This window comes from Sphaerotilus natans (assembly GCF_900156335.1).
Taxonomy (GTDB): domain Bacteria; phylum Pseudomonadota; class Gammaproteobacteria; order Burkholderiales; family Burkholderiaceae_C; genus Sphaerotilus; species Sphaerotilus natans.
In genome coordinates this window covers 110,959-118,240 of record NZ_FTMZ01000015.1, presented here as the reverse complement: position 1 = coordinate 118,240, position 7,282 = coordinate 110,959, and the positions used below count along the sequence as shown (strand labels likewise).

The following is a 7,282-nucleotide window of genomic DNA, read 5'->3' as shown; positions in this document are numbered from 1 at the left end:
CTGGCGTTACTACATCAGCTCCGAGGTGCTCGACGCCCAGGCCTTCAACGCCACCATCCGGGCGCACTGGGCCATCGAGAACGACTGCCACTGGGTGCTGGACGTCAACTACCGCGAGGATGCCTGCCTGATCCGGCGCGACCACGGCCCGCACAACATGGCCACGCTGCGGCGCATCGCCCAGAACCAGATCAAGCTCGACGCCGGCAAGGGCAGCCAGAAGACCAAGCGCAAGCGCATGGGCTGGAGCGATGACTACCTCCAGGCGCTCTTCGGCTTGACTCCAGCCTCACTCAGCCCTGCACAAATTTCGAGCGATGGCTGATGCAATCGCCCTGGGTTACGGCGCCAGTAGTTGGCCCAGGCCGCTGAGTCGGCAGAGACTCGGCGCATGTCGTCGGACAGGTCCGTCAGGAGTACCCTCCTGCGCTCCAGAACCTCTCGCGAGCGGCGGGTCAGCGCAGCCAATTCGACCGGAGCTCGCAAGCCGTCAAGTTCCAGGAAGGCCTCCAGCAACACCATCTTGAAGCTGCGGGTCATCGCGGTGATTTCGACCTCATGCAGCAAGGTCTGGGCGGCTTCGAGGATGGTGCTTTGTGTGGGGAGCAGATCCGCCATGTGTTTCACCAGCGCAAACCAGTGGCCGTGTTGCTTTCGCATCGCGGTCAGGCTGGCGCCGGCTCGGTGGTACTCGGTCAAAGTCGGACGCCGCCCCAAGGCATCGCGCAGGGTCGCGTATGTCTCTTGCGCGCCGCTGTGACCCAGCGACTTGAGGAAGTCGATAACGCGCAGGTCGTAGTTGACCAAGCAGCCCGGTGGCAACGCTAGTTCTTGGCGCTCAACCTCCAGCGCAAAGCGTGTCATAGCCTCATGCGTGGGCTCGATGCCGAACAGGGCTTGGGGCTGGCGCAGAAAGGCTTGGTGATTGCCAATGAAGTCGAGCACCACCAGATGGCTCTTGCCTTCGTGGCGTCGCAGGCCCCGGCCGAGCTGTTGCAGGAACAAGATCTTGGATTCGGTCGGGCGCAGCATCATGACGGTATCGATGCCGGGGACATCAATTCCCTCATTGAACAGGTCGACGCTGAACAGCACCTGCAAGGCGCCGGATTCCAGTTGTTCCAGTGCCTGCGCGCGCCCGAGGGTCGAGTCTGAATAGACTGCTGCGGCGGCGATGCCTTCGCGCCGGAAGTGCTCTGCCATGAAGTCGGCATGGCGACGCGAAACGCAGAACGCCAAGGTGCGCTGCTGGCTTCGTGCACGCCATTCCCGGTGAGCATGATGCGCACGAGCCTGTGTCGCCAGCCGGTGGCTCAGCGCTTCAGGATCAAACTGGCCGTTGCGCCACGGAATTTCCCGGTAGTCGACCGCTTCGTCGTGGATGCCGTAGTAATGGAACGGTGCCAGCAGACCTGTCCGGATGCCATCGAACATCGGGCAGACATGAACCAGGTTGTCGTCGCACAGCGTCAGGATGTCGGACTGGTCCGTCCGGTCTGGCGTTGCGGTCAGTCCGAGCAGGAAGGTCGGGCAAAAATGTGCCAGCAGGCGGCGGTAGGTGGGGGCCGCCGCATGGTGGAATTCATCGATGACGATGTAGTCGAAATGCGTCGGGGAAAAACGGTCGAGATGGGCGGTGCGTCCAAGCGTCTGGACCGAAGCGAACAACAGATCGGCCTCCATGTCGCGGCTGCGGCCGTTGTAAAAACCAACCCGTGAACGCGGTCGAACGCGCAGAAAAGTCGCTGCAGCCTGATTCAAGATCTCGTCGCGGTGGGCCACGAAGAGGATCCGTTGGGCGTCCATCTGCTGCGCATCAAATGCAGCCAACCAAGTCTTGCCCAGGCCCGTCGCCAGGACCACCAGACCCCGGCGCCAGCCCTGGCGGCGTGTGTCGGCCAGTGCAGCCAGCGCGGCCTGCTGAACCGCATGAGGCTGTGCCAGAGGCTCATCCTCTTCCGGCGCCCCGTTGGTGCTGGTGCCTGTGCGTTTCAAGCGGGGGGCGGGTGGCAGGCGACGGCTGACATAGTCCTCAATCCAGGTGTCGCTCAACACCGCATTGTTGGGGTGCGCAAACAACTCATCGAAGCGCTGGCGGATTTCCATGAATCCGCTGTCGCCAGGATGAACCACGCGGTAGTTCCATTCCAGGCCATGAGTCAGTGCCTGCCGGCTGATGTTGCTCGATCCGACAAAAGCGGTCCCTTCAATCAGGCGTCCATCCACAAGCCGGGAGAACACATAGGCCTTGAGGTGAAAGCCGCGATCCCGGGTTTCATGGACGCGGACCTCGGCGCCTTGTTCCTGCAACAGCATCAGCAACTTCAGCGCCTCCGGGTCGGTGATGCCCAGATAGTCGCTGGTCAGAATGCGTAGCCGCCGGCCGGGATGTCTGGCCACGGTTTCCAGATCGGCCAGCAGCAGTCGCAGGCCGCTGGCTTTCACGAAGGACACCGCCAGATCGACTTCGCAGGCCAGCGCACAGGCTGCGGAAAGCTGACCCAGAAGAGGGTCGTGATCTCCCCCGGTGATCAGGCGCCGGGGTGCGCGTCGCACCAATGCATTGATCCAGCGCTCGTGTCGCTCTGGGCGCACATCCTCGGTTTGCCAGCATTCGATGTCTTGCACCGGGGCCAGCGTGGACAGCCAACCGCGCAGTGTGGGCTCGTCGGCATCGGTGAAGCGGCGGCCCTGATGTTCGCGCATTCCCCGCCCGAGCTTGAAGCTCAGGTACATCACGCCACCAGGACGTAAGGCGCGCCACAAGCGGCCCAGAACGTCAGGCATGTCGTTTTCCGCGACATGCAGGAGGCTTGCGCAGCACCAGATGCCATCGAAGCGATCGACCTCGTCCATCTCCTCGAAGCGCCGAATGGCGACCGGAAAGTTGCAGTGCCGTGCCGCCAGTTCAGCCAGTGCAGGCGAAGCGTCAAAGGCACTGACGCGGAAGCCTTGTGCCGCAAATGCGTAGGCATCGCGGCCTGATCCGCAGCCTGCGTCCAGCAGATGACTGCCGGGCGCCAGGCCCGTCAGAAAACGCTGGCGCAGCGGTTCCATGTCGACATGCACCGTGCTTTCGAAGAACACCTGCGCATGTTGGTCGTAGTAGTGATCTGTATCTCTCATCCCCGCCTGATGTCGTTCTTTCAATGACGAGGTAGACGATACCAGGCAAGAAAAAAGCGGCCCTCAGGCCGCTTCTGATTTCCGTCGCGAGCGTGTCGCCCTGCGCTCAGACGCGCTTGCGGTACTCGTGCGTGCGGGTGTCGATTTCGATCTTGTCGCCGTCTTCGACGAACAGCGGCACGGCGATCTCGAAACCGGTCGGGACGATGCGGGCCGGCTTCATGACCTTGCCCGAGGTGTCGCCCTTGACGCCCGGCTCGGTGTTGATCTCGCGGACCACCGAGGTCGGCATTTCGACCGAGATGGCCTTGCCGTCGTAGAAGGTCACTTCGACCTGCATCTCGTCGAGCAGGTAGTTCAGGGCGTCGCCCATGTTCTCGGCCTCGACCTCGTACTGGTTGTACTCGGTGTCCATGAACACGTACATCGGATCGGCGAAGTAGGAGTAGGTGCACTCCTTCTTGTCGAGGATGATCTGGTCCATCTTGTCGTCGGCCTTGAAGACCACTTCGGCGCCGCCGCCGTTGAGCAGGTTCTTCATCTTCATGCGGACGGTGGCCGCGCCACGGCCGCCGCGGCTGTACTCGGTGCGCAGCACGACCATCGGGTCCTTGCCTTGCATGATGACGTTGCCGGCGCGGATTTCCTGTGCGAGTTTCATAGACGACTTTCGGTGGAAGCTGGGGCCGGGGTCTGGCGGGTGCGCCCGGCCGGGCATGGCGGTGATGGCGGTGAGCTGACATCGACCCGCCACACCGCGAAACCCGGCATTCTAGCGCGCTCGTGCGTCAGGACGTTGCCGGCGCGCCGTGCCCGCTGCGCGCGATCGCCTCGGCCAGCAGCGCGCTGCTCAGGTCGGGCTGGCGCGCCCAGCGCGCGGCGCGCTGGCGGCAGGCCGCGCCCCAGCCCTCGCGCAGCAGCGGCCAGAGCTGCGCCCACACCGCCGGCAGCCGCGCCGGCGACTCCAGCCCGTTCCAGAGCCGCATCATCTCGGCCACCGGCCGCGCCAGCGGCGCGGGCATGCCCTGCAGCGCCAGATCCAGGAAGGCCTCGAGCTTGGGCGCCTGCGCGCCGTCGTCCTGGCGGTAGAGCTGCCACAGCATCGGCCGGCCGGACCAGATCGCGCGCACCGCGCTGTCCTCGCCGCGCACCAGGTTCAGGTCACTTGCCCACAGCAGTCGGTCGAACTCGATCTGCGAGACATGCGGCAGGAAATGCAGCCGCAGCGCGCCGATCTCCACGCCGGCCTCGCTGCGGTGCAGGCCGCGTCCGGCCAGCCAGGCGTGCACCTGATGCGCGCTGTGGCCGGGCGTGACCAGCAGCGTGGTGCGGATGGCGCGCGACGGCCGCACGCTGCCGCCGTGGCCGTCGGCCAGCAGGTTCAGCCAGGCCGGCAGCAGCGGCTGGTCGTAGCCGAACAGCAGCATCAGCGCATGGTCGGCCGGATCGTCGGCGCCCAGGCGCAGGCCCAGCCGCGCCAGCGTGGCCGCGCGGTGGTGCGCGTCGCGGCGCGCCAGCAGCCCTGGCTCGCGCAGCAGCCCGCCGGTGCGCTCGGTGAAGCCGGGATAGAAGAACCACTTCGTCAGCCCGCGCCCCGGGCCGCTCCACTGCGGCGAGGCCAGCCGGTGCGAGCGCTCGACGTAAGGCTCGGCGCTCAGGTACTCGAGGTTGAACCACAGCGGCGCCGGCGCGCCCGACGCGGCCCGCGCGGCCATGCGCGCGACGAAGGCCGCCGGCGGATCGCAGCCGAAGGCCTCGACCACCACGTCGCCGGGCTGCTCGTCGTCCTGCGGATCGCGCCAGGGCAGCACCTCGACGCCGGGCGCGCCGTCGGGGGCCATCCAGTTCAGCGCCGAGGCGTCGTCGATCCACAGCCGGACCTCGGCGCCGCGGCCGGCCAGGTCGCGCGCCAGGCGCCAGCACACGCCCAGGTCGCCGTGGTTGTCGATGACGCGGCAGAACAGATCCCAGCGGCGCAGCGCGGCCGGAATGCACAGCAGGGGGGCAGGGCTTTCCTCGGTCATGGGGCGATTATCCCGGGCGGCACAATCGTGACCATGACGACGCCGCAGAAGAAGACGCAGACGCCCGAGACGCTGGCCGACGAGCCGACCGCCGAGACCTCCGCCGCCGCCGCGCTGACCGCCGCCGCAGCAGCCGCCCGCGAGCGGCTGCTGGCCGAGGTGGCCGCGCTGCCGCTGCTGCCCGGCGTCTACCGCTACTTCGACGCCAACGACCAGCTGCTCTACGTCGGCAAGGCCAAGCTGCTGCGCCGGCGCGTCTCGAGCTACTTCCAGCGCGACCACGGCGGCACGCGCATCGGCCACATGGTCTCGCGCATCGTGCGGCTGGAGACGACCGTGGTGCGCTCCGAGGCCGAGGCGCTGCTGCTCGAGAACAACCTGATCAAGACGCTCAACCCGCGCTACAACATCCTGTTCCGCGACGACAAGAGCTATCCCTACCTGAAGTTCGTCAGCCACGACTTCCCGCGCGTCGTCTACTACCGGGGCGCGGTCGACCGGCGCCACCGCTACTTCGGCCCCTACCCGAGCGCCTGGGCGGTCAAGGAGGGCATCCAGCTGATGCAGAAGGTCTTCCGGCTGCGGACCTGCGAGGACAGTGTCTTCGCCAACCGCAGCCGGCCCTGCCTGCTGTTCCAGATCCGGCGCTGCTCGGGCCCCTGCGTCGACCTGATCAGCCGCGAGGCCTATGCGCACGACGTGCGCGAGGCCGCGCGCTTTCTCGGCGGCGAGACCGAGCAGGTGCTCGCCGGCCTGCAGCAGCGCATGATGGACGCGGCCGAGCGGCTGGAATACGAGCGCGCCGGCGAGATTCGCGACCAGATCGCCACGCTGTCGAAGGTGCTGCAGCAGCAGGCGGTCTTCAATCTGGACGACCGCGACGTCGACATCCTGGCGGTGAAGGTGCAGGGCGGGCGCGCCTGCGTGAACCTGGCGATGGTGCGCGGCGGGCGCCACCTCGGCGACCGGGCGCATTTCCCCGCGCATGTCGAGGACGCGATGGCGCTGCAGTTCGACGAGGTCGAGGAGGAGGGCGCCGCCACCGAGGCGGTCCCCGAGGCCGCGCCGCCGGTCGAGCTGCGGGTGCTGGAGGCCTTCATCGCCCAGCATTACCTCGGCACCGACTGCCCGCCGCTGCTGGTGACCAGCCACGCGGTCTCGCGCGAGCTGCTGGCGGCGCTGTCGGCACAGGCCGGGCGCAAGGTGGCGGCGCAGCACCAGCCGCGCGAGCAGCGCCGCGCCTGGCTGGACATGGCGATCAAGGGCGCCGAGCTGGCGCTGGCGCGGCTGCTGGCCGAGGAGGGCTCGCAGCAGGCGCGCACCCGCGCGCTGGTCGAGGCGCTCGACCTGGCGCCCGAGGGGATCGACGGCGGGCTGGAGTCGCTGCGCATCGAGTGCTTCGACATCAGCCACACCGCCGGCGAGGCCACCCGCGCCTCCTGCGTGGTCTTCGAGGGCCATCGCATGCAGCCGGCGCAGTACCGGCGCTTCGACATCACCGGCATCACCGGCGGCGACGACTACGCGGCGATGCGCCAGGCGCTGGAGCGGCGCTACGCCCGGCTGGCCGAGGCCGCGCGCGAGGACGGCGGCGCCGCGCCGCCGCGCCGCGCCGGCCAGGCCCGGCTGCCCGACCTGGTGCTGATCGACGGCGGGCGCGGCCAGGTCGCGGTCGCGCGCGAGGTCTTCGAGCGGCTCGGGCTGGACCTCTCGCTGATCGTCGGGGTCGAGAAGGGCGAGGGCCGCAAGGTCGGCCTGGAGGAGCTGGTCTTCGCCGACGGCCGCGAGAAGGTCTATCTGGGGCGCGACTCGGCCGCGCTGATGCTGGTGGCGCAGATCCGCGACGAGGCGCACCGCCACGCCATCACCGGCATGCGCGCCCGGCGCGCCTCGGTGCGCACCGGCCCGGGCTCGAGCCGGCTGGAGGACATCGCCGGCGTGGGCCCGAAGAAGCGTGCGCGGCTGCTGCAGCGCTTCGGCGGCGTGCGCGGCGTGGCCGCGGCCAGCGTCGAGGAGCTGGCCGCGGTCGAGGGCATCTCGTCGGATCTGGCCGAGGCGATCTACCAGGCGCTGCGCTGACGCCGCGGTACCGCGTGTCAGCGGCGCCACGCGGCCTGCAGGCACAATGCGCG

Annotated in this window: 5 protein-coding genes; 2 read left to right on the top strand and 3 right to left on the bottom strand. The window is 68.0% G+C overall.

The features are described 5' to 3' along the window. The coding region (locus BW996_RS21390; RefSeq protein WP_139330888.1) for an ISAs1 family transposase at positions 1-325 on the top strand (325 nt) is incomplete at its 5' end. Here BW996_RS21390 and BW996_RS14035 read toward each other — a convergent pair. From BW996_RS14035 to earP, 3 genes are all read right to left on the bottom strand, one after another. Further along, a complete protein-coding gene (locus tag BW996_RS14035; protein WP_076458961.1) occupies positions 256-3,126 on the bottom strand; it encodes a DEAD/DEAH box helicase family protein in 2,871 nt (956 codons plus the stop codon). The genes BW996_RS21390 and BW996_RS14035 overlap by 70 nt on opposite strands. Positions 3,127-3,232: 106 nt before the next feature. Then, a complete protein-coding gene (efp, locus tag BW996_RS14030) occupies positions 3,233-3,787 on the bottom strand; it encodes an elongation factor P (protein ID WP_037481222.1) in 555 nt (184 codons plus the stop codon). A gap of 127 nt (positions 3,788-3,914) precedes the next feature. After that, positions 3,915-5,150, bottom strand: a complete 1,236-nt coding sequence (earP, locus tag BW996_RS14025; protein WP_051631863.1) for an elongation factor P maturation arginine rhamnosyltransferase EarP — start codon at positions 5,148-5,150, stop codon at positions 3,915-3,917. A gap of 33 nt (positions 5,151-5,183) precedes the next feature. Between earP and uvrC the strand changes: the two genes are divergently transcribed. Continuing rightward, positions 5,184-7,229: an excinuclease ABC subunit UvrC gene (gene uvrC, locus BW996_RS14020; protein ID WP_081838075.1), complete on the top strand. Its 2,046-nt coding sequence runs from the start codon at positions 5,184-5,186 to the stop codon at positions 7,227-7,229. Positions 7,230-7,282 lie beyond the last annotated feature (53 nt).

Coding starts and splice junctions, on each gene's coding strand:
- BW996_RS14035 (WP_076458961.1), bottom strand. CDS start 3,126: ATGAGAGATACAGATCACTACTACGACCAACATGCGCAGGTGTTCTTC.
- efp (WP_037481222.1), bottom strand. CDS start 3,787: ATGAAACTCGCACAGGAAATCCGCGCCGGCAACGTCATCATGCAAGGC.
- earP (WP_051631863.1), bottom strand. CDS start 5,150: ATGACCGAGGAAAGCCCTGCCCCCCTGCTGTGCATTCCGGCCGCGCTG.
- uvrC (WP_081838075.1), top strand. CDS start 5,184: ATGACGACGCCGCAGAAGAAGACGCAGACGCCCGAGACGCTGGCCGAC.